This window comes from Clostridioides sp. ZZV14-6345, assembly GCF_020657775.1.
Classification (GTDB): Bacteria; Bacillota; Clostridia; order Peptostreptococcales; family Peptostreptococcaceae; genus Clostridioides; species Clostridioides difficile_D.
The window spans coordinates 36,122-60,519 of record NZ_JAGWCX010000011.1; the positions used below are offsets into that span (position 1 = coordinate 36,122).

The 24,398-nt window shown below is 27.6% G+C and carries 22 protein-coding genes and 2 pseudogenes; 3 read left to right on the forward strand and 21 right to left on the reverse strand.

Going from position 1 to position 24,398, the window contains the following annotated elements:
* Positions 1 to 47: 47 nt before the first annotated feature.
* The 9 genes from KGF39_RS04460 to KGF39_RS04495 all read right to left on the reverse strand — a co-directional run bounded on the left by KGF39_RS04460 (position 48) and on the right by KGF39_RS04495 (position 9,902).
* Positions 48 to 941: a glucosaminidase domain-containing protein gene (locus KGF39_RS04460; RefSeq protein ID WP_227821364.1), complete on the reverse strand. Its 894-nt coding sequence runs from the start codon at positions 939 to 941 to the stop codon at positions 48 to 50.
* Positions 942 to 1,159: 218 nt separating this feature from the next.
* Positions 1,160 to 3,457, reverse strand: coding sequence for a glycoside hydrolase family 65 protein (locus KGF39_RS04465; RefSeq protein ID WP_227821365.1), 2,298 nt, complete (start codon positions 3,455 to 3,457; stop codon positions 1,160 to 1,162).
* Positions 3,454 to 4,134, reverse strand: coding sequence for a beta-phosphoglucomutase (pgmB, locus tag KGF39_RS04470; RefSeq protein ID WP_054274151.1), 681 nt, complete (start codon positions 4,132 to 4,134; stop codon positions 3,454 to 3,456). The genes KGF39_RS04465 and pgmB overlap by 4 nt, the downstream gene beginning before the upstream one ends.
* A gap of 94 nt (positions 4,135 to 4,228) precedes the next feature.
* The gene (locus KGF39_RS04475) at positions 4,229 to 4,483 is read right to left on the reverse strand and encodes a hypothetical protein (RefSeq protein WP_227821366.1); all 255 of its coding nucleotides are present in this window, start codon (positions 4,481 to 4,483) and stop codon (positions 4,229 to 4,231) included.
* A gap of 44 nt (positions 4,484 to 4,527) precedes the next feature.
* The gene (locus tag KGF39_RS19830) at positions 4,528 to 4,656 is read right to left on the reverse strand and encodes a hypothetical protein (RefSeq protein WP_255643241.1); all 129 of its coding nucleotides are present in this window, start codon (positions 4,654 to 4,656) and stop codon (positions 4,528 to 4,530) included.
* 227 nt (positions 4,657 to 4,883) lie between these two features.
* Positions 4,884 to 6,767 carry a glycoside hydrolase family 13 protein gene (locus KGF39_RS04480; RefSeq protein WP_227821367.1) on the reverse strand — a complete coding sequence of 628 codons (1,884 nt, stop codon included), beginning with the start codon at positions 6,765 to 6,767 and terminating at the stop codon, positions 4,884 to 4,886.
* A 256-nt stretch (positions 6,768 to 7,023) separates the two neighbouring features.
* Positions 7,024 to 7,845 carry a histidinol-phosphatase HisJ family protein gene (locus tag KGF39_RS04485; RefSeq protein WP_227821368.1) on the reverse strand — a complete coding sequence of 274 codons (822 nt, stop codon included), beginning with the start codon at positions 7,843 to 7,845 and terminating at the stop codon, positions 7,024 to 7,026.
* A 191-nt stretch (positions 7,846 to 8,036) separates the two neighbouring features.
* Positions 8,037 to 8,390, reverse strand: coding sequence for a hypothetical protein (locus KGF39_RS04490; protein ID WP_227821369.1), 354 nt, complete (start codon positions 8,388 to 8,390; stop codon positions 8,037 to 8,039).
* 69 nt (positions 8,391 to 8,459) lie between these two features.
* Complete coding sequence (locus KGF39_RS04495; protein ID WP_227821370.1) at positions 8,460 to 9,902, reverse strand: cell wall-binding repeat-containing protein; 1,443 nt, start codon at positions 9,900 to 9,902, stop codon at positions 8,460 to 8,462.
* A gap of 598 nt (positions 9,903 to 10,500) precedes the next feature.
* Between KGF39_RS04495 and KGF39_RS04500 the strand changes: the two genes are divergently transcribed.
* Together KGF39_RS04500 and KGF39_RS04505 are read left to right on the forward strand one after the other, a co-directional pair.
* Entirely contained in the window at positions 10,501 to 11,712 is a 1,212-nt protein-coding gene (locus KGF39_RS04500; protein ID WP_227821371.1) for an ROK family transcriptional regulator, read from the forward strand.
* A gap of 91 nt (positions 11,713 to 11,803) precedes the next feature.
* Entirely contained in the window at positions 11,804 to 12,319 is a 516-nt protein-coding gene (locus KGF39_RS04505; RefSeq protein ID WP_003433890.1) for a ferritin, read from the forward strand.
* A gap of 260 nt (positions 12,320 to 12,579) precedes the next feature.
* Here the strand turns inward: KGF39_RS04505 and KGF39_RS04510 are convergent, their stop codons facing one another.
* Complete coding sequence (locus KGF39_RS04510) at positions 12,580 to 13,188, reverse strand: acetate--CoA ligase family protein (RefSeq protein WP_308463830.1); 609 nt, start codon at positions 13,186 to 13,188, stop codon at positions 12,580 to 12,582.
* Positions 13,189 to 13,350: 162 nt separating this feature from the next.
* Between KGF39_RS04510 and KGF39_RS04515 the strand changes: the two genes are divergently transcribed.
* Positions 13,351 to 14,004, forward strand: coding sequence for a TetR/AcrR family transcriptional regulator (locus KGF39_RS04515; RefSeq protein ID WP_227821372.1), 654 nt, complete (start codon positions 13,351 to 13,353; stop codon positions 14,002 to 14,004).
* 119 nt (positions 14,005 to 14,123) lie between these two features.
* Here KGF39_RS04515 and KGF39_RS04520 read toward each other — a convergent pair.
* The 11 genes and pseudogenes from KGF39_RS04520 to KGF39_RS04570 form a co-directional block, all read right to left on the reverse strand.
* Positions 14,124 to 14,459, reverse strand: a pseudogene (locus KGF39_RS04520) (esterase family protein); the annotation flags it as partial.
* A gap of 77 nt (positions 14,460 to 14,536) precedes the next feature.
* Positions 14,537 to 14,686: a hypothetical protein gene (locus tag KGF39_RS04525; protein ID WP_227821373.1), complete on the reverse strand. Its 150-nt coding sequence runs from the start codon at positions 14,684 to 14,686 to the stop codon at positions 14,537 to 14,539.
* Between the two features lie 119 nt (positions 14,687 to 14,805).
* Positions 14,806 to 15,972: an AI-2E family transporter gene (locus KGF39_RS04530; RefSeq protein ID WP_227821374.1), complete on the reverse strand. Its 1,167-nt coding sequence runs from the start codon at positions 15,970 to 15,972 to the stop codon at positions 14,806 to 14,808.
* Positions 15,973 to 16,120: 148 nt separating this feature from the next.
* Positions 16,121 to 17,485 (reverse strand): aldehyde dehydrogenase, encoded by a 1,365-nt coding sequence (locus tag KGF39_RS04535; protein WP_227821375.1) that lies wholly within the window; start codon positions 17,483 to 17,485, stop codon positions 16,121 to 16,123.
* Between the two features lie 315 nt (positions 17,486 to 17,800).
* A complete protein-coding gene (locus tag KGF39_RS20170) occupies positions 17,801 to 17,968 on the reverse strand; it encodes a hypothetical protein (protein WP_227821376.1) in 168 nt (55 codons plus the stop codon).
* Positions 17,969 to 18,041: 73 nt separating this feature from the next.
* Positions 18,042 to 18,326 (reverse strand): flavodoxin domain-containing protein, encoded by a 285-nt coding sequence (locus tag KGF39_RS20175; protein WP_227821377.1) that lies wholly within the window; start codon positions 18,324 to 18,326, stop codon positions 18,042 to 18,044.
* Positions 18,327 to 18,374: 48 nt separating this feature from the next.
* A complete protein-coding gene (locus KGF39_RS04550) occupies positions 18,375 to 18,872 on the reverse strand; it encodes a MarR family winged helix-turn-helix transcriptional regulator (protein ID WP_054274170.1) in 498 nt (165 codons plus the stop codon).
* A 239-nt stretch (positions 18,873 to 19,111) separates the two neighbouring features.
* Positions 19,112 to 19,738 (reverse strand): annotated as a pseudogene (locus tag KGF39_RS04555) (HflX GTPase family protein); the annotation flags it as partial.
* 19 nt (positions 19,739 to 19,757) lie between these two features.
* Positions 19,758 to 21,590: an ABC transporter ATP-binding protein gene (locus KGF39_RS04560; protein WP_227821379.1), complete on the reverse strand. Its 1,833-nt coding sequence runs from the start codon at positions 21,588 to 21,590 to the stop codon at positions 19,758 to 19,760.
* Positions 21,583 to 23,829, reverse strand: a complete 2,247-nt coding sequence (locus KGF39_RS04565; protein WP_227821380.1) for an ABC transporter ATP-binding protein — start codon at positions 23,827 to 23,829, stop codon at positions 21,583 to 21,585. The genes KGF39_RS04560 and KGF39_RS04565 overlap by 8 nt, the downstream gene beginning before the upstream one ends.
* Positions 23,830 to 23,895: 66 nt before the next feature.
* Positions 23,896 to 24,357, reverse strand: coding sequence for a MarR family transcriptional regulator (locus KGF39_RS04570; RefSeq protein ID WP_227821381.1), 462 nt, complete (start codon positions 24,355 to 24,357; stop codon positions 23,896 to 23,898).
* Positions 24,358 to 24,398: the final 41 nt, after the last annotated feature.

A 24,398-nucleotide genomic window follows, 5' to 3' on the forward strand; every position in this document is an offset into this window, starting at 1 on the left:
AAAAGCCACCTCCTCGATAAATATATCATCCTTGTGTTACGTCGAAGTTACATTTCACTTTGAATTTCACTATCTATTAATTGAAGATTATATTGTTGAATTAGTTCTATCAGACGCATTGCATATATATTATTTCCATTTTCATCCTTTGCAGTACTATAACCTGCTTTTTCTAATGCCTTAGCTTGATATATATACGTTTTTGCATCAAATACACCATTAGTTCTATATCTTTTATTTGTGGCTAAAAACTTTGCATGGTCTTTTATAGATTCATTTTTATCATCATATATTCTAAATTTATCATCTATAATTGTGTCTAAATGTTCTTTTGTTTCTAAAGTTACTGACCTACCTTTCCAAGAAGCATCAGCCTTTATACCAAATAGATTATTATATTGTTTTGCTAAAGTTGACTTGCCCCAACTAGATTCTATTATAGCTTGTGCAATAGTTATAGATGGAAGTATTTTATAATCCTTATAATTTTGTATAGCTTCTGTTTTAATTTCGTTGATAAACTTCATATATTGTGTGTCAGATTTTAACCTTTCTGGTTTTATACCATAATACTTAAGGTCGTCTATATAATTATCAACCAATTTTTTTTGTTTATTATTAAATTCTAAATCATCCAAAACATTACTTAACTTATTTACTTTATCATTTTTAGAAAAACTCTTAACAAATAAATCTGATACTTCTTGTATTTGTGAATCTTTAACATTTTTCAAGTTATTTTTATTTAACACAGCAACAATGGAAGCTACATACTTCCAGTTAACTTGTACATTATTTTCACTTGCTAAATCAGCATATTTTATATACTTACTGACATTTATATCATCCTTATTTATATCTCTAGATGAATATTCCTTCACTAATACACCTATAAAAACTGATATTATCAGTATTATAACAATGAATTTTTTATTCTTCATAAATATTGTCCTCCCTTATATTATCTGCTGAATACAATATATCTTACTTTTGTGACATATTCTTTACGAAATTCTGAAGATTTTATGAAGATTTATGAAATATATTTAATTAAAAGCACGATTATTGTTATAACATATAGTTTTCTATTAAACAAAAAATAGTTAAAATAAATTCATAATTAGATAAACTTATTTTAACTATTTACATAATAAAAATATTATTTAAATCTATTTTTATCAATTTTTATATATTTTTCTAATATATATTTTTTTCCATATACAATAATTTTTATTGGTTTGCCTTTTAAATTTTCTATTTTAATTAAATCACTACATACATCTACATTAATAATATTATCTCTATAATTTATATTGAAAGAATAATTTTTCCACTCTTTAGGCAACTTAGGGTCAAAAGACAGTGTTTCATCCCATGTTCTCATACCTGCAAATCCATGTACAATGGAAAGCCATGAACCAGACATTGAAGTTATATGAAGTCCATCATTTGTATCATTATTGTAATTATCTAGGTCAAGCCTAGCTGTTCTTGAGTATAGTTCATAGGCTTTTTCTAGGTTATCTATTTCAGAAGCAATAATAGAATATATACTAGAAGATAAAGAAGATTCATGGACAGTATATTTTTCATAGAAGTCAAAATTTCTCTTTTTCTCTTCTTTAGTAAATTTATTTCCAAAATAGTAAATTCCCTGTAATACGTCTGCTTGTTTTATAAAACACGACCTAAGAATCTTATCCCAAGACCAATTTTGATTAAGAGGAAGATTTTCTTTTGATAAATCCTTTACTTCTATAAATTCTTTGTCTAAAAAATTATCGTTTTGAATTATTATTTGTAATTCCTCATCATATGGCAGATACATTTTCTTTGATATTATTCTCCAGAATTCAATTTCTTCCCTAGTCACATTATTTCTGTCAATACATTCATTATACTCTTTGTCTAATCGTAAAATATTTTCTACAGCATAATCTAAGCACCATTTAGCTATATAGTTAGTATACCAATTATTATTGATATTGTTTTCAAATTCATTTGGCCCTGTAACTCCATGTATCATATACAAATCTTTTTTTGTAGATAAATGTACTCTACTTGCCCAAAATCTAGCTATTTCTATTATTACATCTATTCCTTTTTCTTTTATGTATTCAAAGTCACCTGTATAATTTGTATAGTTATATATTGCATATACTATACTTCCATTTCGGTGGATTTCTTCAAATGTTATCTCCCACTCATTATGACATTCTACTCCGTCAAAAGTAACCATTGGATATAAAGCACCTTTAAGTCCTAGTTTTTTTGCATTATCCTTCGCCTGTTCTAACTGATTGTACCTATACTCCAAAAGATTTCTAGTTACTTTCTTATCTGCTACACCTAGATACACTGGAACACAAAACGCTTCTGTATCCCAATAGGTAGCACCTCCATACTTTTCTCCAGTAAATCCTTTTGGGCCTATATTTAATCGTGAATCTTCTCCATAATATGTTGAAAACAATTGAAATAAATTATATCGTATTCCTTGTTGACTGATTTTATCTCCTTTTATTTTTACATCTGCACTTTCCCATCTTTTATTCCATAGCTTTGTGTGTTCATTTAATATATCATCATAATCTTTAGATAGCTCTCTATTTAAAATATCTTCACATTTTCTTAATAACTCACTTTCATTATAATCTCTAGTTGAAGTTATGGATACATATTTTTCTATATTTACGACCTCATTTTTTAGAACATCCATTGTTATTGAATTATCACAGTAATTATAATCACTTTTATGAGATATAGATTGTACTTTACCACTTGCCTTAATATGCATCATTGCACCCACAGTGAATACAGGTGTATTAAATGTATTTTCCTTTGTTCGTGAAAGTATACTCCCTTTATATTCTAAAGAATTTGAAGAAATTCCATTCCAAAACTCTTCCTCATAATTTGAATCTTCATTTTTTATATTTGAATCTAAATATGGTATAAATTTTACTTTAGAATCAAAATTTAATGCTTTTATACTGTATTTAATTACTGCTAACTCCTTAACAGATATACTTAAAAATCTAGTGACATTAGCTTCAAATTTTTTATCATTTATATTTACAATAAATCTACGATTTAAAATACCATTTTTCATATCTAATTCTCTATAAAAATCTTCAATTTTACATTTTGCTAAATCTAATTCTACATCATCAATGAAAACTCTTATACCTATATAGTTGACTGAATTAGGAATTTTACCAAAGTATTCTGGATATCCATTTTTCCACCATCCAACACGAGTTTTATCTGGAAACCATACTCCAGCTATATAAGACCCCCTATGTGTATCTCCACTATAATTTTCCTCATAGTTTCCTCTCATACCCATATAACCATTACCTATACTCATTATGGATTCTGCTAATCTATTTTCTTTGATTTCAATATTATCTTGTATAATCTTCCATTCATCTATATTATCAAATAAACATTTCATATAATTCTCCTAACTATATATTCATTATACTTTTCTTGTATATATTTAAAATTTAATTGGCTTGTTGAATCTACAACTAAATTTGCTTTTTTTAAATTATCATAATTTCCAACACCAACAGAAAACATATTGGCTGAGTTTATAGCATCTATCCCTGCACTTGCGTCTTCTATACCTATACAATTTTGTGGATTTACATCAAGCCCTTTCGCTGACATAAGAAATATATCTGGATGTGGTTTGCTGTTTTTGCATTTTGCTGCGTCAGCTATAAAATCAAATTTATCACTTATGCCCAAATGATTTAATACATTTGTTGCATTCTTACTTGAAGAAGATAGACCTATTTTTATATTATTAGATTTTATATCAATTAACAAGCTTTCTATTCCAGATAAAATATCCTCTGAAGTTATATCATTTATTAGCGATACATAATAATTGTTTTTTTCTTCGGCCATTTCCAATTTTTCTTCTTCTGAAAATAAATCTTTTTTGTTTCCAAATTCTAATATTCTATCTAGTGACTCCATCCTACTTATGCCTTTTAAAGATTCATTAAATTTTGTATCTATATTTATACCAACCTTATGTGCTAGCTTTTTCCAAGCCATATAGTGATAATATGCAGTGTCTGTAATTACGCCATCTAAATCAAATATAAATGCTTCAATCATTCTTATTTCCTCTTTCTACAAGAATTTTTATACTAATAATCAACTTATTTTTTTACCTTATCTCTTGTATTTAAGATACTATTTATAGAATTACTTATTTTAGTTCAGTCTTTAATTCAAAATCTACTTCAATTTTACTTTCTTGCACACCATATTTTTTTATTGTTCTATAAAAATTTGACCACATTCTTCCAGAAAAAGCTTTTAAATAGTTTATATTACAAACAAATTTTCCCTTTTCAATTTCTTTCTTATATAATTGTGGTCCCACTATATATGTTGGAAACATAGCCCATGCTTCTTTTCCCCCGTATTTTTTTGCAAGCTTTGTATAGTTTCCGTTCTTCATAACACACACTATGAATACACATACAAACGGATTTTCTTCAAAATCTATTCCAAAAGAAAAAGATATATAAGAAATACATTTACAACAATTCCAACTAATAAAAATATAACGCCTAAAATTAGATTTACATTACCAGGTTTTACTATAACTATATGTTCTTTATAGTCATTCATCTCTTTCCTTCCCCCTACTTATTCAGTAATTACCTATTTTTTACTGAATAACAAATCATTAGAAGTTTTAACATTTGTTTTTGTGCAAATAAAAATTTTACTTAATAAATTTTACTAAAAATAATTTCTCTATAAAATTATACTGAATTTATTTGTAATGATTAATAATTCTTTATTTAAATAGTATAACAATTTATCATGAAAACCAAAATAAATACATTTTTGTATTATTTTAAAATAATAAACTTGTATTTCTTTAACATTATTTCTTCTTTTAAATCAACTATTTCTTCTTCATATAAATCTTTTACTTTTTTATTTGCTAAATAATCTGGTAATGTTAAAGTTATATCTTTAGATGAGTTATTTATTATTATATAAATGGATTCTTTTTTTAACATAATTGTTCCATTTTCTTTATCTACTAGCATCCATTCATTAGACACAGACCTAAGTTCTCTATTTTCTTTACGAAGTCTAATAATCTTCTTCATAAAATTAAATATATCCTTATTCCATTTTTCTTCATTCCATTCCATACATTTTCTTTGTCCTTCAGATATTGAACTTAGTTCTCCTTCCATCCCAATTTCGTCACCATAATATATACAAGGACTCCCTGATTGTATAAACATAAATAAGTATGCAAGTTTAAATTTATCAACATTACCATTAGCGTAGTTCAATATTCTTGTAGTATCATGACTTCCAAGCAAATTAAAAATAACTTCACTAACTTGTATTGGATAGCTTACCATTATATCATTTATCATATACTTAAATTCTTCAGCGTTTATCTCATTTGTGCAAAAGAATTTTTTCATAGCTTCATACATTAAATAATTCATAACTGAATCAAATTGGTCTCCCATCAACCATGGTAAGCTACCATGCCAAATTTCTCCCAATATATATATGTCTGGTTTTATTTTTTTAACCTCTTCTCTAAACTTTCTCCAAAATACATGGTCCACTTCATTTGAAACATCCAATCTCCATGCATCTATATCGAATTCCTGTATCCAATACTTGCCTACACTCAGTAAATATTCTATTACTTCTGAATTTTCTGTGTTAAGTTTAGGCATATATTTTTCACATCCAAAGGTTTCATAAGGTATGTTTTTTTCATCTATTTGTTCTATTGGAGTATCAATTTTACTCATATCTTTTATATAAAACCACTCTTTGTATCGAGAATTTTCCTTATTTTGAACTACATCTTGCCACTGTTTAGAATAATATCCTATATGATTAAAAACAGCATCCAACATTATTTTTATATTTCTCTTATGTGCTTCTTTTATTAGTTTTTTTAGAGTATCTTTATCTCCCAATGTAGGGTCTATCTCCATATAATCTATAGTATCATATCTATGATTTGTTTTTCCAACTGTAATAGGACAAAAGTAAATTCCATTTATTCCTAAATCACTCAAATAATCTAAGTGTTCTAACACACCTTGTAAATCTCCACCTGTAAAATTGTCTCCTGTTGGAATAGCCCCCCATTCTTCCACTCCTGTTGGGTTTATAGATGGGTCACCATTTGCAAATCTATCTGGAAATATCTGATACCAAATAGTCTCCTTCACCCAATTTGGTACTTTAGGTATATCTATATAGTTTAAATATGGATATCCAAAGAAATTACTTATTTCACATAGTTCTTTTTCATCATTTTCATTTCCTAATTCTACTATTCTTTTTTCTGTAAATAAAATCTTTTCTTCTTGACCTTCTATTATAAAACTATATCTTGAACGTTTATTTAAAGGTTTGCACTTAGCTATCCAATAATCAAATAAATCAGTTTCTACTTCTTTGCTCATTATTATATTTGTTCCACCAGACCAACCAACTCCAGATGCATTCAAATTTCCTCCTCCTGCACCACCCTTATCCCATACATATTGGTCTCCTATTCTCAAAATTACTCTTTTTACTTCATTTTTTTTAGTTCTAAGTCTTATATGTAATGTTTCTCTATCGTAACCATAGGCATAGTTACTCATTGGTATATGTAATATAGCTTCTTTCGTTAAACTACTTTGAGTTGTTCCTTTGATTTGATTACTTAAAGTTATATTCTCTTTATTTTTATTAGACAATTTAAATTTTCCCTCCTTTATAATAATTTATATAATTTAAAGATAGGTTAATATATTTTACTATTATATCACAATAAAAATATATAATAGTAAAATATATTAACAATAACTATTCAATTTAAAATAAACAATCTCATTTAAACTTAATTTCCTTTAGTTATTTTTGTAAAATAAAAACCTCTAGTATTTTTCTAGAGGATACAATATTATAACTATTAACTTTTTGACTATACATTAATTCACTTCAAAACACGCTCTAAGCTATATTGTTAGATTTAACTTTTTCTATGTCAATAAAATCAGTTTCTCTTTCTTTAAATAAAGATACATATTTAAAATCAAGATACTTAAGCATATCATAAGCCACATCAAAATCTTTACATATATCTTCTACTCTATGAGAATCAGAACCTACAGTAACTATGAATCCTCCAAGTTCTTTATATCTTTTTAATATATCTTCATTAGGATGTATAGCATTTAGTCCATATCTATAACCAGAAGTATTTAGCTCTATACCACTCCCATTATTGATTATTGACTTCAAAACCTCATCAATAACATCTTTAAAGTCATTGTATATAACTCTATTATCTGAATATATTCCATACCTAGATATATAATCCAAATGCCCATATATATTGTAATCTCCAAATTCACGATTAGTTTCAAGTATGCTATTAAAATATTTATAATATGCACCTTCTTTGCTCAGCCCTTTAAAGTACTCATTTGATGGAACAGGTATATTATCAATTGTATGAGTTGAACACAATATAAAATCAAAAGGATTAGAATTTATTATTTCTTCTATTTTATTTTTTAGATGTTTTCTATAACCAACTTCAACACCTAGTAATAACTCTATGTCCTTTTTATATTTTTCTTTAAACTTATTAAATACTGGAACATAGTCATTATAATTTATACAAAAACCTCTATCTTCATCATGTTCTAAATGGTCTGTAAAAGTTAAATATCTAACACCAATACTTATAGCCTTTTTTATTGTATCTTCCATTGAATCCTTTCCATCACTTGAAAAATTAGTATGAATATGATTATCTATTAAATTCATATTATCCCTCCCTTTATTTTATCTATCTTAATTATACAACAAGTTTATTGTATGCAATTGTTAAAAGAAAATTATAATGGTTAAATTTTATTTACATATTTATCTTTTTACACAAAAAAGAAGTATCTATGTTTGATTTTAGAAAATCATTAAAGATACCTCCCATTTATTCCATTTATATAGCCTTCAATTTAACTTTTAAAAGTCTTAATTTTGTAATAGAGCTTAGCTGTTATATGTCCAATCATATAAAAAGCTGCATACAGTAAAACATATATATATGCTGAATCGTTTAAAAATATATACATTAATACTATATAAGTTGATAAAGACACAATAAGTGATAAAATCCAACTAATTTTATTTAATGCACAAACTATCCCTTGTATAAAAAAAGAAATTGGAAAAATCAAAACCAGCCCTATTACAAAAATTCCCATAGATTGAATATCTGGAATATTAAATATATCTGTAGCAAAAGTTAAAAATATTAATACCATTATGATTGTAGGAAATATGATACTAAAAATGCTACTCTTTTTCATAATAATCATCCCTTATTTCTTGACTATTTGATAAGCTTAAGTAAGCATATCCTTAAATTAATACTTCAATTACTTTGTTAACTCAATTTCTCTCATCATTCTAACTAAATCTTGTCCATATTGACCTCCAGCCCAATTATTAGATAGACTTTCAACTGTTTTGGCTTTCCCAAATAAAGATTTTTCATGTCTAGGGTCTACTGGATTTGAAAGTGGATAACCATCTTGTCCTGCATATAAGCATAAATGTTGAATTTGAGCTAGTATTCCTTCTTCCCAAGTATCAAATCTTGAATGTGAGTTCTTATCAGTATCAGAACCACCTACAGAAGTCTTAAGTCCACAAGGATTTTTAAATGATGCATCTAATACTCCACCAAAATTACAAAAACCAGTTTCTTTTGCAGATTGAGCTACTGCTAAGACAGGATTCACACCTTCCTGAACAGCAGTATCATATAATATTGGTATTAACTCTATAAATAAATCATTAGCTCTTTTAGATTTAGCCCATTTTAAGCAAGCTTCTAAGCTAGCTGTTGGCTGACCTAATATGCTTGTCTCATTTTTCATAGGTGAGTCACCTTTTGTAGATGAATCACCATTATTTTGTGCAGAAGAAACACACTTATTATACACACTATCACTTATTGAACCTAATCTAGTAATCTTATCTGCTCCTGCTAATATAGACTTATCACTACTTTCAGACACCAATACAATTGGATTTTCCTTAGCAATTGTAGAACCTGTAAGTGCATTTACTAAATCATATCCATCACTTAAATAAAATTCTGATGCATCTGGATAAAATTCTTTTATAACTTTCTTATTTGTGTCATATCTATCTGAACCACCAAGTCTTTTAGCATTAGTTTTGTTAACTAGGCTAGTACTCATAGATATACTTCCACCTACTGCATATGTTTTTACATTACTTGTTGAAAAAGGCACACTCTTTCCATCGGTAAGTACGATAGGCGCTACGTCTCTTACTGACACAGGTGCAGCACTTATAGTATCTGCTTCTCCTTTATATGCATTAGTTAGTATCATTTCATCAACTTTTTTAATACCACTTACCTCTTTAGCAACACTATAACTAGTCTTTATTCTGTCATCTCCGCCCAGTCTAGTTACTTGTGCTCCTGTTTTTTTCAGTTCAGTTTCAACTGACTTACTTATTGATAATTCTTTACCTATTATGTATATTTTTTTAACATTTTTTAATCTTTGTCTTGTTTCATTTGGTATTTTATTTTTTTGTGCAAGTAAAATTGGAGCATCAACAGCACCAGCAAGACCACTCGCTGAAAGACCATCTGCTATAGAATTATCCATATTTACCATGATTGCTGTATCATAACTCTTTTTATCTGCTATTAATCCAGCAGTCTCATATATATTGTTACCTTTAATCGTATCTGATGTTAATGCATTTACATTAGGCACATTTATTAGAAATATAGCTAATGTTAGACCTAATGTTAAAACTCTTCTAATTGTTCTCATATTCTTCCCCCTTGATATATCAAGTTTAATTCAAAAATGACTATAGCATAGTAGTACATCTACGCTATAGTCATTTATTATAATTTAATAATTATATATTTGTTATTATATCATAAATTACAAAAAGTTTCCATAATATTGTATAGATTAAAGGAAAAATTTACATTTTAGTTACAATTTCCCATATTTTACTTCTATTTTATATATATATGGTAACAATTTGTAATAAAAATCAATATTTATATTCTATATTTATTGTACTGCTTTACAAAATGAAATTTTATTGTATACAACAAATAGATTACAGCTTTACATAATCTATTTATTAATAAATCTTTTATCAATATCATTAAGGATGCACCCTGCATCAAGTTTATTATGTTTCAATTTTTTGATTAAGTATTTACTATTTATTTATATGTCAATCTACTTTTCTACCTTTAATTTAATTCTAACATATTTTTTATGTGTTTTATGATATATAATATGATATATTCTAATTAATGATATTTTCAAGTAAAAAAATGTTACTCTATTATAAAGTGATAGTATGCTTGAAAATAAATAAAACACTTAACTTTATTTAAGGAGATTTACGATGAGTAACAAACAAGGTTCTAATATAAAAGATGTAAAAATTAAAAATAAGTTAATAATATTGAAATTACTTTCTACAAATACACCTATGTCCAGAGTTGATTTAGCTAAGTCTACAGGTCTTACTAAAATGACTTTATCAAATCTAGTTACTGAACTTATTAATGAAAACATGATTAGAGAAATAGAGTCATCAACTTTAAATGCACATTCATCAGGTCGTAAACCTATTTTATTGGATATTTCTAATATATCACCTTGTATCTGTGGAATTCTAATAAGAAGAAATATATGTAAGGTAATTATTTCAGATTTGAAAGGTAATATTGTAAAACAACTTTCTGAAACTTACCCTAAATATCTATCAAATGATGTCTTAAAAGATATAATAAAGAGAATGTTTACTAAAATAATGAAAATCAATAATAGAGATATAATTGGAATTGGTATTTCTTCAATAGGTCCAGTAGATAATATAAATGGTACCATACTAAATCCTCCAGACTTTGGAAATGTATCAAACCTAAATATAGTAGATTTTATAAAAGAAATGTCTGATTTTCCAATATTTTTGATAAATGATGCTAATTCGGGTGCATTAGCAGAAAAAATGTATGGTTTAGGTAAGAATATATCAAATTATATATACCTACACATAATGAATGGTATTGGAGCTGGTCTAGTTCTAGAAAATAAACTTCATACTGGTAATCTAGGACAGAGCGGGGAAATAGGACATACATCAATTAATTTTAGTGGACCATTATGTAGTTGTGGTAATAATGGATGTCTAGATTATTACACAAGTGTCAGTAATCTAATTAAAAGAATTGAATCATTGAGCCATATTTATCCCAACTCTCCATTAATTAACTGTAAAGACTTTTCTTTAGTCAAGTTAATAGATGAGGCAAATAATAAAGATGCTCTTTCTATGTTTTTGCTTGATGAATTTTGTACATATGTATCATATGCATTGATTAATACACTTACATTGATTGATTGTAGTTCTATAATAATAGGCTATGACTTTAATATCCCTGGTACATTTATAGAAAATACATTATTAAAAAAATTGACTGCTTCAGCAAGTTTTTCTAAATATAAAAAAATAAGTGTAAGACATTCAAATTTTGGAGCAAATGCACCACTAATCGGCTCTATAGCCATTGTCAGTTATAATTTTTTTAATGGTAGTATAAATTTTTATTAAATATGTAAAATATTTAAACACTTTTATTGAATATTTTTCCATTTAATATTATTATATTTTATAAGAGCATTTAAAATTTGGAGGTATAAAAATGATTTCAGCTAAAATGGAAAAATTACTTAACGAGCAGATTAACCATGAATTATATTCTGCGTATCTTTACCTTTCTATGTCTTCTTACCTTGAAGCAGAAGGACTTAAAGGATTTTCTAATTGGTTTTATGTTCAATATAAAGAAGAGACAGACCATGCTATGTTTTTTTACAAATACTTACATAATGTAGGAGGAAAGGTTCAGCTTGATGCTATCCCAATGCCAGATTCAGACTTTACTTCTGCAATGGATATTCTTGAGCGTACATTGGCTCATGAAAAAAAGGTTACAGCTTTAATAAACAATTTAGCAGCTGTAGCAAACTCTGAGTCAGACTTTAGAACTTCTCAATTCTTACTTTGGTTTATATCTGAACAAGCAGAAGAAGAAACAAATTGTGAAGACAATATAAAACGTGTTAAACTTGCTGGAGAGGGTGGTCTATTCTTTGTTGACCAAGAATTTGCTAATCGTACATACGCAGCTCCAACAAATCCACCTGTGACAATATAATGTTTAAAAATTTTTAATATAATAAATAAGGTGTTTTAATGAAAATCAAGATTGATTCTGCCCATTAAAACACCTTTTATTATTCGTTTTATATGTAGTATTTTATTGTTTATACAGTACTATTTCACAATTAGACTTAAAACTATACTTTAAAATATTTTAACTTTAAATTTGGGGTGACTGAAAATCATACTATTTAATTTATAAAATGTGATTTTCAGCCGGTGCTTTAATCATGGTTGAATACCAAAACTTATAAACTATTTATATTTAACTATTAAGGCGTCTACTGCACATACACCTTTTCCTTTAGGATATACAAACATTGGATTTAAATCTATTTCCTTAACCTCATCCTTATTTTCATAAGCATATTTTCCTAACTTAACCATCATATCTGCAAGAGCATCAATATCGCAAGGTTCACTTCCTCTATATCCATTTAAAAGCTTAAATGATTTTAATTTTTTAAGCATCATGATAGCTTCATCGTGATTTATAGGTAGTGGATATAAAGTAGTATCTTTAAATACTTCTACAAATACGCCTCCTAAACCAACTAGTAACATTGGGCCAAATTGGTCATCATTAGTTATACCAATAATAATTTCTATTCCACTTTCTACCATTTCTTGAACTAGTATACCATCAATCTTAGCATCTGGTTTTTCTTTTTTTACATTGGCTAAAATCTCATTATATGCATCTACTGCCTCATCTCTATTCTTAATCCCTATTTTAACTCCTCCAACATCAGATTTGTGACTTAAGTTTGACAGTTTATTAGAATTATTATTTTGGCCAGCACCATTATGTACAGGAGTAATATTTGCACCATTTGTAATCGGACTTTCCTGGAAAGGTGCTATCTATGCTGTTATAGTTAGTATGATATTGGCATTATTAAATATGGTTGGCATTCTTACTGTCTTTGACAGAATTTTAATTCCTATAATAGATGGTTCTATTACAATATTTATAGTTAGTAAATTTTCAAAAAAAGATTGAAAAGAGAGGTATACACAGTAAATATGTCAAAATCAGAAAAAGGCAAAGAAACAAAAGCTAGTATTATAAGTGCTGCTAGAGAATTATTTTTTGAACAAGGTTATCATAAAACGACAACTAGGCAAATTGCAGAAAGAGCTAATACAAATTTAGGTCTAATAAGTTATTACTTCTCAAGTAAAAGCGAAATAGGAGCTATAATATATGAAGATATAAGAGATGAAATGCATTCTTTAATCTATAACTATCATGAAGAAGGTACTATGATGATGTTCTTTCTTGCTATGAATGCTGACCTTTGTTTTCTTCTAAAAAATGAAGCATATCGGAATTTTTATTTGGATATAGCTTATGAAGAAGCTATTTTAAGCTATCAACGAAATGTAACTGAAATGGTTATGAAAAGATATGTTAATGATAAAGAATCTATAGAACATGATGAGTTAATACTTTCTTGTATTGGTATACTTGCTATGAAACCTGAGATAATTAGGGTTTATATTTCGCACAAGTACGATATATCTTCTCAAGCTGTAATAAAGTATTTTACAAAACAATTTCTCATTAACCTTGGTCATAGCACTGATTTATGCGAAGATATTTTAGAAGAGCTGAGTAAATACTATATAGATATAGTTGATAACTTCACTCCAATAATAACTCGCATAAGAACTTAATAGAATTTTATCGGATTCTTAGAGACTGAAATTTTAAAATCGCAATTGGATTTTAGGTTTTCAGTCTTTACTATATCTAAAGATATTTTAGAGTATTTTTTCTTAATAGTGCAAGTATTCTACACAATCATATCTATAAATTTTTTTATCCATAAATTCCAAAGACGCCATTCATGACCTCCAACACACTCTTCATATGTAATATCTATATTTAAAGACTCTGCATACTTCTTAAATGTCTGATTATTTTTATATAAAAAATCTCTATCACCACAGAATTGATAAATTTTAGGAATATCTTCATTTCTTTCTTTAAGATTCTTAAGTATGTAGAGCAAATTATTCTCACTATTTCTAGCACCTTCTGTTCTTCCAAAATCATGAAATAGGATATCTGCGTTAGTTTCTATTTGTTGATTTTCTAACTCATGAATCATATCAGGTGAACCAGAAAAACTTGCAACTGCTGAAAATTCTTTTGGTTTTGAAAGTGCTAACTTTAAAGCACCATGCCCTCACATAGACATTCCAGCTACAAAGTTATCTTCTCTCTTATCTGATAGAGGAAATATAGCTCTTTACCAATAAAAAGTTCTTTTCCATTTGCTACAGGTAAAACTACAATTACATCAGTTTCTCCTCCTGTATATTTAGATTTAAATTTACATTCTATAAATGCCACAAAAAACACCTCTTCTATAATGATTTTATATCTAAAAAGCACCAAGAGTTTAGCTTTCTCAGTGCTTTAAATATTTCTTAACTTATATATTTTTAACTACAAATAACATCTGTTTTTGGCTACATATAATCGGAAGTATCTGTTGGTAATCCCTTCTTATCCAATTTCTCTTCAACAATATCTTTAATTATAGAATAAATCACAGCAAACATAGGAACTCCTATAACCATTCCAATAAAACCTAATAGCTTTCCTGCAACCAATAATGAGAATAAAATCCAAAATGCAGATATACCAATTGAATCTCCAAGTATTTTAGGTCCTATAATATTTCCATCTATTTGTTGTATTATTAATATAATCAACAATAACCATAATGCTTTTATAGGAGAAACAAACAATACTATTATTGTAGATGGTATTGCTCCAAATAAAGGCCCAAAGAAAGGGATAATATTCGTAATACCAATTATAACTGATATTAATAATGCATATGGCATTTTAACTACTGTAAGTATCACAAATGTTAAAATACCTATAATGAATGAATCTAATATCTTACCGCCTAGAAATCTTCCAAATGTATAGTTACTTCTGTGAGTTAACTCTAAAATTCTAGAAGCTTGTGTTTCTGTAAATAGGGCATAAGTTATTTTTTTACTTAATCCATAAAATTTTTCCTTATCAATTAGTAAGTATACTGAAACAATTAGTCCTAACACAATGTTCCATATACTAGAAGCTACATTCTTTAATATATTTCCTAATATTGGTATTAAATCTGTTACAAATTTTATGATGTATGCAACAAACTCATTCCATTTGTCTACTGCCAAACTAAAGTATTGTTCATCAAGATTTAAATCAATCATTAATTTATCAATAAGCTTAGTTGCATTATTTACATACATAGGTATATCATTTGCTAGTCCAACAATACTCTCAATTACTTGAGGCAATACGAAATACATAAATAAGTAAAGTATCAATGCGGCTGTTGCATATGTTAATAAAAGACCCAATCCTCTTTTTGATTTTTGTTTTAGGTTTTTTAATTTCTCACTTTTTATAAAAACTCTATCTTCATAAAACTTTAAAATAAAATTAAGAAGATATGCAATAGCAAATCCTATTATAAAAGGCTGTAAAGTTGTAAATATAGCATCTAAATTATTAGAAAACACATCAATTTGTGATGATACTAGATAAAATATAATACTAGAAGCAGTTATTATAAATGTATAAATTGCTATCGTTGTGTACTTTGTATTCCAATTAATTTTCATTTTTTCCTCCTTATTTCTATATAATTAAATTTTATCACAAAATCACCACTATTATAACAAATATGCCAAATTAAAATTTTAATTGCATAAAGTATATTCAAAATACAAACTTTTAATTTTATTTATGTTCATTTTTCTACAATATAAGCTACATTATCTTTTTAAGAATCTTAATTAATTTATCATTATATGGCGCATATCTAATAGGAATATCCAAATTTAATTTTTTTAACACACTCTTATAATGTGTAAATGTATCAAATCCAGATTTTCCATGATATGAACCCATACCACTTTCACCAACGCCACCAAATGGCAAGTAATTCGTAGCTATATGCGTAATTGTATCATTTATGCAACATCCCCCTGATGGAATCATTTCTAAAATTTTATCTTCTAGATACTTATTTTTTGTAAAAATATAAACGGCTAATGGATTTGGTCTTTTTATAATTTCTTGTATGACTTCATCCAAATCTTTGTAAGTTAAAATAGGAAATATAGGACCAAATATCTCTTCTTTCATTATATTATCATCCCAATTAGCATTGTCTACTATAGTTGGTTCTATTTTTAATGTTTTACTATTATAACCTCCACCATATACTACTTTATCTGTATCAATAAGAGATACTATTCGCTTAAAATGTCTTTCATTTATGATTTTAGGAAATTGCTCATTATTACATGGATTATCTCCAAAATACTTATTGATATAATTTTTTATTTTTTCTATTAATTCCTCTTTTCTATCTTCATGCACTAAGACATAATCTGGAGCCACACAGGTTTGCCCTGCATTTATTAGTTTTCCCCATGTAAGTCTTTTTGCAGTAAGGTCTATATCTGCATCTTTTAAAATAATACACGGACTTTTTCCTCCAAGCTCTAAAGTTATAGGAGTCAAATAATTTGATGCCGACTTCATAACTATTGTGCCAACATTAGTACTTCCTGTAAAAAATATATAATCAAATCTTTCTAAAAGTAATTTTTCACTTTCTTCCTGATTTCCTTGAACAACTGCAATATATTCTTTTGAAAAGTTATTTTCAATTATGTCATTAATAATATTGGATGTTGATACAGCGTATTCAGAAGGCTTTACTATGATGCAATTTCCTGCTGCCAATGACCAAACTAATGGTATAAGTGCTAATTGAAAGGGGTAATTCCAAGGTGACATTATGAGCGTAACACCATAGGGTTGTGGAATAATCTTAGATATAGATGGAAAATTAACCATACTTGATCTAACTCTTCTTGTCTTACTCCATTTTTTTATATTCTTTATAGCAAAATCTAATTCACTATAAAACATACCTACCTCTGTCATAAAACCTTCAAATTCCGATTTATTTAAATCTTTCTTTAGTGCTAAAAGTATTTTTTCTTCATTTTGTAATACAACTGACTTAAGTTTCTTTAACTGCTCTAAACGAAACGATATATCTCTTGTTTTACCTGTATTATAATATTTTCTTTGCATTTTAACTAACTCTTTTATCTCCATTGTTAGAAATCCTTTCTTTAAGAATTATACCAGTACATTTTTAGAAAAAGATTTAAATTTATCTTAACATTGTTTTTTATATCATAATAAATTCATCTCAATATAACATAAATCTTCCAATAAAAAAAGCCCCCTTATTAAGTATAAGTAAGCTTATAAAATAATTTATTTTAAAATCAACACTTTTTAAAATTATACCCTTATTGAAACAATTAAATTATCCATCTTTAATAATATTATTATTTTATAAATAATGTCTAATAAATTTCTATAGAGTCTAACTTTAGATAATAAATAATTGTAAGTATATACCTCTTAAAGTGCTCTTATATAATCGAGTATTGGGTCTAGATTTTCTTTATTACACCAATCAAAAGCTTCTCCAGACAATAAAGGTGCTTCTATTGGTTTAAGACCTTGACGTTCTTTTTTAGCTATAGATTTTTTAAAAAAGCTACAAAGAGTATAGTCTAGCAAAGACATTTTTGTCTCATCCCATGCCCCACGACAATAAAAACAAGGAACATTATTTAATTCACCCTTAAAGTTTACTTCTTTATAATCTCTTTATTACTTCATCATTATATGGAGTAGCTCCTACACCAAATACTACTAGATTTTTTTTCTGTAATTCTTTATAATTTTTTTTAAAAAAAGAAATTCCTGCTATATTACAAGCATAAAGACCTCCTCCTAAAATAATCGTATCATACTTCAAAACCTTTTCTATATTAATATTCTTAGTTTCAAAAATATCACAAGACAATAATTCTGAAAGCCATTTAGCATACTTCTTTGTTGAACCATATTTACTCTTATAAATCACTACTACATTTTTCATATAAATTGCCCCCTTTTTGATACCATACAAAGTTGATTTGACACTTGCTTACTCTCCAAGGTCATTATTTTCTACATAATTCTTTATATTTTCAATTCCTGTACTTAATTTCATAATTCCAAAAAATAATTGTTCCACTTCTTTCTCTGTAAAATCTTTAAATAAAAGCTGTAATACTTTTTCCTGCATACCTCTTACTTTTTCAGAATACTCTTCCACTTTATCTTTTGTTAGAAGACAAGTAGCTCTTGAATCTTTTTCATTTTGCTCAATTTGTATAAAACCTTTCTTTTCTAAAGCAATAGCCAATTTTTTTACATTTTGTCTTGAACACCCCATTAGTTCTCCAAGTTTAGTTAAGGTAAGAGTTTCATCTACAGACTCTGCAATAGCTAAAAGTAACCATTGTTTCATTGTTAGTTCTGGGTCTAATTTATCACATGTAGTTTGAAGTTTATTTTGCATTACAAATATACTTGCAAATATAGCTTGTTTTCTACTATCATCATCTACCATAAATTTTTTCATTAAAGTTTCTACATCCATTATTATATACCTCTCTTTATCTTAGATTTTAATTTTTTAATAATTTCAAATAGTAACTAGTTACTATATATTATAGTAATTAGTTACTACTATGTCAATAAATTTATTTTTATTATAAATAGCAAAACGGCATAGCTTTATGCCATACCGTTTCACAAAATCATATTTTACAATCATTCTATAAGTTATTATAAAATTATACATTAAATATATTTCAAGTTATAATAACTTTTCAAAACTTACTCTAAAACATACTTTCTATACTTATTATATTCTATATTGCTACATTCCACATCTAAAAGAGTCCCTTCTTCTCTGTATTCTGTATTTATAACACTTGTATTCTCATTAAAATAAGAAGCTACATGACCTTTGTCATATGGAATTAAGAGCTTGCATCTTATATAATCTTTAAATATACTATCACAAATACATTTTATCATTTTATCTATGTTTATATTTTCTTTAACCGAAATAAAGAGACCTTCTTTATCTATACCACCTACAACATTATCTAATAAATCTTCATCAATTAAATCAATTTTATTATATATATGAATTATAGGTATATCATTTGCACCAATTTGTTTTAGAGTATCTTCTGTTACTTTAATATGACTTTTATAGCTTGGATTTGAAATATCAACAACATGTAACAATATATCTGCTTCACATGCTTCTTCTAATGTTGATCTAAATGCTTTTACTAAATCATGTGGTAGATTACTTACAAACCCAACAGTATCATACAATAAAAATTCTTTGTTATTTGCAAGAACTATATTTCTAACAGAAGTTTCTAGTGTGGCAAATAGCATATTCTTCTCAAACACTTTCTTTTCTTCAGAATTCTTAATAATACTCATATACTAAGACAATTCTTTATTACATTGCTTCATCTTCTTCAAATTGAGAATTGTAAAGATTAGCATAGAATCCGCCTTTCTTTAGAAGTTCCTCATGATTTCCTTGTTCAACTATATCTCCATCATTCATAACTAGAATCATATCAGCATCACGTATAGTTGATAATCTATGGGCTATTACAAAACTTGTTCTACCTTCCATAAGATTATCCATAGCTTTTTGAATCAGTACCTCTGTTCTAGTATCGACAGAACTTGTAGCCTCATCTAATATCAAGATTTTAGGGTCAGCTAAAATAGCACGAGCTATAGTCAATAATTGTTTTTGACCTTGAGAAACATTACTTGCTTCTTCATTTAATTTCATCTTATATCCATCTGGTAATGTCTTAATAAATCTATGAACATGTGCAGATTTAGCAGCCTCTATAACTTCTTCATCTGTAGCATTCAACTTACCATATCTTATATTTTCCATAATTGAACTACTAAATAACCATGTATCTTGAAGAACCATACCAAACATTTCTCTAAGCTCGCTACGATTGAAATCTTTAATATTATGACCATCAATCAATATTGAACCACTATTAACATCATAAAACCTCATTAAAAGTTTAACTATTGTAGTTTTTCCCGCTCCTGTAGGTCCAACAATAGCAACTTTTTGACCAGGTTTAACATTTACTGAAAAATCATTTATTATAGTCTTGTTTGGATTATATCCAAAGTTAACATTTTCAAAATCAATTTTGCCTTCTAGGCCATCTATTGAAACTGCATTTTCAACAATTTGGTCTTCCTCTTCCTCTTCTAAAAACTCAAATACTCTTTCAGAAGCTGCTGCTGTTGATTGTAGCAAGTTGGCAACCTGTGCAATCTGAGTCATTGGCTGTGTAAAGTTTCTTACATATTGTATAAATGATTGTATATCCCCAACCTCAATAGTTTTCTTAATTGCAAGCCAACCTCCTAAAATTGATACCATTACATATCCTAAGTTTCCAATAAACATCATAAGTGGTTGCATTATACCTGATAAAAATTGAGATTTCCATGCTGAATTATACAAGCTATCATTTAACTTATCAAATTCTTCAATTACTTCATCTTCACAATTAAATGCTTTTACTATTGTTTGACCACTATAAGTTTCCTCAACTTGACCATTTACATTTCCTAAATATTCTTGTTGATATCTAAAGTATTTTTGTGATTTCTTTACTATTCTTGAAATTACAAACATTGATATTGGTAATATTAAAATTGCTACCAATGTCATAATCCCACTTATAGATAACATCATTATCAAAACACCTATCATAGTTGTTACTGATGTTATAAGCTGTGTCATACTTTGATTTAAACTTTGGCTTAGAGTATCTATATCATTCGTAATTCTTGATAATATTTCACCATGTGTCTTAGTATCAAAATATTTCATTGGCAATCTATCCAATTTTACGGAAATCTCTTTTCTTAAATTATAGGATACTTTTTGAGAAATTCCACTCATTATAAATCCTTGTACAAAAGAGAATAATGCACTTATCAAATAAAGGCAAAGTAAAAATGCTAAGATTTTTCCAATTGCATTGAAATCTATACCTACATTTCCTCCAGAAACCTTACTCACTAATCCTTCAAATATCTTTGTAGTTGCCTTACCTAAAATTTTTGGACCTACTATAGAAAATGATGCACTACCAATAGCAAATACAATTACTAAAATTATTGATATTTTAAATTTAGATAAGTATGCAATTAGTTTTCGCATAGTCCCTTTAAAGTCATTTGCTTTTTGTCCTACTCCCATAGATTTTCCCATAGGACCTCTTCCCATTCTACTCATTAGCTAGCTCCTCCTTTGAAAGTTGTGATAAAGCTATTTGCTCATAAACTTCGCAATTTTTTAGAAGCTCTTTATGTGTTCCTATTCCAACTATTTCTCCTTCATTTAATACAATTATTTGTTCTGCATGTAAGATAGTACTAATTCTTTGTGCAACTATTAGTACAGTACTTTCAGCGGTTTTTGATTTTAAAGCCTTACGAAGAGCTGCATCAGTCTTTAAGTCAAGTGCTGAAAAACTATCATCAAATATATAAACTTCTGGATTTTTTGCTATTGCTCTTGCAATAGAAAGTCTTTGTTTTTGACCTCCAGACACATTTGTTCCACCTTGAGAGATTTCAGTTTTAAAAGCTTCTGGTTTAGAATCAATAAATTCTATGGCTTGAGCTATATCAGCTGCTATTCTCATTTCTTCCTCTGTTGCGTCTTTTCTACCATATTTTAAGTTGGATTCTATAGTACCAGAGAATAATACTCCTTTTTGAGGTACATATCCAATTTTTTCCCTTAAATCATGTTGAGAAACATTTTTTATATTAACTCCATCAAATAATATTTCTCCCTCAGTAACATCAAAGAAACGGGGAATTAAATTTATAAGAGTTGACTTACCGCTACCAGTACTTCCTATAAAAGCAGTTGTCTCTCCTGGTTTTGCTGTAAAAGATATATTTGTTAATATAGGTTCTTCTGCATCTGGGTACATGAATGAAACATTTTTAAATTCAACAAGACCTTTTTTATCTTCTTTAAATTCTTGTGCTTCTGATTTTTCTGGGTCTTTAATACTTATATCTGATACTAATACTTCATCTATACGTGTAGCTGAAACAGACGCTCTTGGAAGCATGATAGATATCATTGATATCATCAAGAATGACATTATTATTTGCATTGTATATTGTATAAACGCCATCATATCTCCAACTTGCATTACTCCAGAATCAACACTATATGCACCCCTCCAAACTATAAGAACTGTGATAAGGTTCATTATAAGCATCATAGCAGGCATCATACATGTCATGACCCTATTTACAAAAAGATTTGTTTTAGTTAGATTTTTATTTGCTTCATCAAATCTTTTTTCTTCATGTTTCTCAGTACTAAAAGCTCTGATAACTGGAATACCAGTAATTATTTCACGACTTACTAAGTTTAACTTATCAACAAGCTTTTGAACTAGTTTAAACTTAGGCATAACTACTGAAAATAACACTACAATTAATGATAAAATAGCAACTACTGCTACTGCTATAATCCATGCCATTGAAGTATTTGTGTTTAAGACCTTTATTACCCCACCTATAGCCATTATAGGTGCATAGAATACTATTCTAAGCAACATAACCATCAACATTTGTATTTGTTGAATATCATTCGTACTACGAGTAATTAACGAAGCTGTAGAAAATTCATTCATTTCAGTATTTGAAAATGACATAACTTTTCTAAATACTCCACTTCTCAGATTTCTACCTACACTTGCTGCTACTCTTGCTGCTAAGAATCCTACTGTTATTGTTGCTACCATACTAATCATAGCTATCCCAAGCATTTTAGCCCCAGTAAATAATATATAATTATTTTGAGTTTTTTCTGTATCAATACCTATTTTCTCATACTCTGACTTTACATATGATACTGAACTTTGTGTTATCATGCTCTCTGGCATACCTTCAAAGCCTTTGCTCATCTCTTTAGTCAATGTATCTAACTTATCTTTTGGCATTGCTGATAACAATTTAAATACATCAATATCTCCACCTTGAGTAGCTTGTGGTGGAAGTTGGCTCATTAGTTGAGCTTTCATCACTTTGACTTCTTTACTATCACCTTCAAGTCCTGATACTATTAAAATAGCTTTCCCAAAAATAGTGTTTAAATCATCTATAGTATCTTTATCTTTAGTATTTAACTCATAAAGAGATTCATCTTTTAGTCCTGGATACTTATCTTTATACTTAGTATAATCCTCCTTATTCAATAAAGTATAATTATCTAGTACTTTATCCTTACTATTTTTATCCATGAATAAAGTAATTTTATCTAATTCTCCCTCTCTAATCACAGATGGAACAGAGTTTTCTACTCCACCTTGTTGTATACCTACATTTACTATATTGGATGTGTATTCTGGTAAAGAAAGGTCACATACCGCTTGAACTACCAATAGACAAACTATTATTGCTATTGATAATGCCGATTTCTTTAAATATTTAATTAATTTAAACATACATTTCTTCCTTTCTGTAATATTAATTAGTCTAATGACATTGAATTGAAAAATATTATTTTAACTTTAAAAGTATTTTTCATCTTCATGTTTATGACACCCTTCTTTTAAATTATCTCGTACTTGCATTAGGAGTCTTCTAAGTACTATTTTTTCCTCTTCACTAAATCCTAAAAAGAATTCTCTTTCTAATTCCTTATTAAATTCCTCAACTTTATTGCATGTTTCTAAGCCTTTATCTGTTAAAAAAATCCTAGATACTCTTTGGTCTTTTTCATCTTGTTTTCTTTCTACAAGTCCAGCTTTTTCCATCCTCTTTATCATAACTGTAGTTGTAGATGCTTTTACTTTTCTTTTATCTGCTAATTCCTTTTGACTTTGCCCATTTTTCATTTTTAGAGAAAAAAGTATTTGTGGCTGACCATGATACAAGCCTAATTTATCAAAATAAAAATGAGTTCTTATAAAATATATTCGCATTAATTGCAAGAAAACATCATTTAATTTTTCTTCAGAATTACTATTCATACTTGCCCTCCTTATTTTTACATTACTTAGTCGGCTAAGTA

Bases quoted from the DNA above. Each gene is read 5' to 3' on its own strand.
- KGF39_RS04460 (WP_227821364.1), bottom strand. From the start codon at position 941: ATGAAGAATAAAAAATTCATTGTTATAATACTGATAATATCAGTTTTT.
- KGF39_RS04465 (WP_227821365.1), bottom strand. From the start codon at position 3,457: ATGAAATGTTTATTTGATAATATAGATGAATGGAAGATTATACAAGAT.
- pgmB (WP_054274151.1), bottom strand. From the start codon at position 4,134: ATGATTGAAGCATTTATATTTGATTTAGATGGCGTAATTACAGACACT.
- KGF39_RS04475 (WP_227821366.1), bottom strand. From the start codon at position 4,483: ATGAAGAACGGAAACTATACAAAGCTTGCAAAAAAATACGGGGGAAAA.
- KGF39_RS19830 (WP_255643241.1), bottom strand. From the start codon at position 4,656: ATGAATGACTATAAAGAACATATAGTTATAGTAAAACCTGGTAATGTA.
- KGF39_RS04485 (WP_227821368.1), bottom strand. From the start codon at position 7,845: ATGAATTTAATAGATAATCATATTCATACTAATTTTTCAAGTGATGGA.
- KGF39_RS04490 (WP_227821369.1), bottom strand. From the start codon at position 8,390: ATGAAAAAGAGTAGCATTTTTAGTATCATATTTCCTACAATCATAATG.
- KGF39_RS04495 (WP_227821370.1), bottom strand. From the start codon at position 9,902: ATGAGAACAATTAGAAGAGTTTTAACATTAGGTCTAACATTAGCTATA.
- KGF39_RS04500 (WP_227821371.1), top strand. From the start codon at position 10,501: ATGAGTAACAAACAAGGTTCTAATATAAAAGATGTAAAAATTAAAAAT.
- KGF39_RS04505 (WP_003433890.1), top strand. From the start codon at position 11,804: ATGATTTCAGCTAAAATGGAAAAATTACTTAACGAGCAGATTAACCAT.
- KGF39_RS04515 (WP_227821372.1), top strand. From the start codon at position 13,351: ATGTCAAAATCAGAAAAAGGCAAAGAAACAAAAGCTAGTATTATAAGT.
- KGF39_RS04530 (WP_227821374.1), bottom strand. From the start codon at position 15,972: ATGAAAATTAATTGGAATACAAAGTACACAACGATAGCAATTTATACA.
- KGF39_RS04535 (WP_227821375.1), bottom strand. From the start codon at position 17,485: ATGGAGATAAAAGAGTTAGTTAAAATGCAAAGAAAATATTATAATACA.
- KGF39_RS20170 (WP_227821376.1), bottom strand. From the start codon at position 17,968: ATGTCTTTGCTAGACTATACTCTTTGTAGCTTTTTTAAAAAATCTATA.
- KGF39_RS20175 (WP_227821377.1), bottom strand. From the start codon at position 18,326: ATGAAAAATGTAGTAGTGATTTATAAGAGTAAATATGGTTCAACAAAG.
- KGF39_RS04550 (WP_054274170.1), bottom strand. From the start codon at position 18,872: ATGGATGTAGAAACTTTAATGAAAAAATTTATGGTAGATGATGATAGT.
- KGF39_RS04560 (WP_227821379.1), bottom strand. From the start codon at position 21,590: ATGAGTAGAATGGGAAGAGGTCCTATGGGAAAATCTATGGGAGTAGGA.
- KGF39_RS04565 (WP_227821380.1), bottom strand. From the start codon at position 23,829: ATGTTTAAATTAATTAAATATTTAAAGAAATCGGCATTATCAATAGCA.
- KGF39_RS04570 (WP_227821381.1), bottom strand. From the start codon at position 24,357: ATGAATAGTAATTCTGAAGAAAAATTAAATGATGTTTTCTTGCAATTA.